Origin of the sequence: uncultured Shewanella sp., assembly GCF_947491715.1 — a bacterium.
In the GTDB taxonomy this organism is placed as follows: Bacteria; Pseudomonadota; Gammaproteobacteria; order Enterobacterales; family Shewanellaceae; genus Shewanella.
The window spans coordinates 1-416 of the sequence record NZ_CANLKR010000122.1 but is presented as its reverse complement, the minus strand read 5'-3'; the positions used below and the strand labels follow the sequence as shown (position 1 = coordinate 416).

The following is a 416-nucleotide window of genomic DNA, read 5'->3' as shown; positions in this document are numbered from 1 at the left end:
CTCAGAAGTGAAACGCAATCGCGCCGATGGTAGTGTGGGGTCTCCCCATGTGAGAGTAGGTCATTTCCAGGCGCCAATTTTATGCTTACTTTTTTATAAAAAAGTAAGATAAAAATACGTTTTCACCTTTTATCTAATTAGAAATAATAGTGAAAATAGTTTATCTAGATGCAGTGACAATTCACATAAGACTCATAGATAAGATATACGATTTTGCTGATATGGCTCAGTCGGTAGAGCGCATCCTTGGTAAGGATGAGGTCCCCAGTTCGATTCTGGGTATCAGCACCACTTATTCAGTAAGTAAAGAATTTGTCTGGAAACCATAGCATTGTGGTCCCACCTGATCCCATTCCGAACTCAGAAGTGAAACGCAATCGCGCCGATGGTAGTGTGGGGTCTCCCCATGTGAGAGT

Annotated in this window: 1 tRNA gene and 1 rRNA gene; both read left to right on the top strand. The window is 42.1% G+C overall.

The annotated features are described in order from the left end of the window. Positions 1-215 precede the first annotated feature (215 nt). Positions 216-291 (top strand) — tRNA-Thr (locus tag Q0779_RS23785). Positions 292-315: 24 nt separating this feature from the next. Further along, positions 316-416 (top strand): 5S ribosomal RNA (rrf, locus tag Q0779_RS23780); the annotation flags it as partial.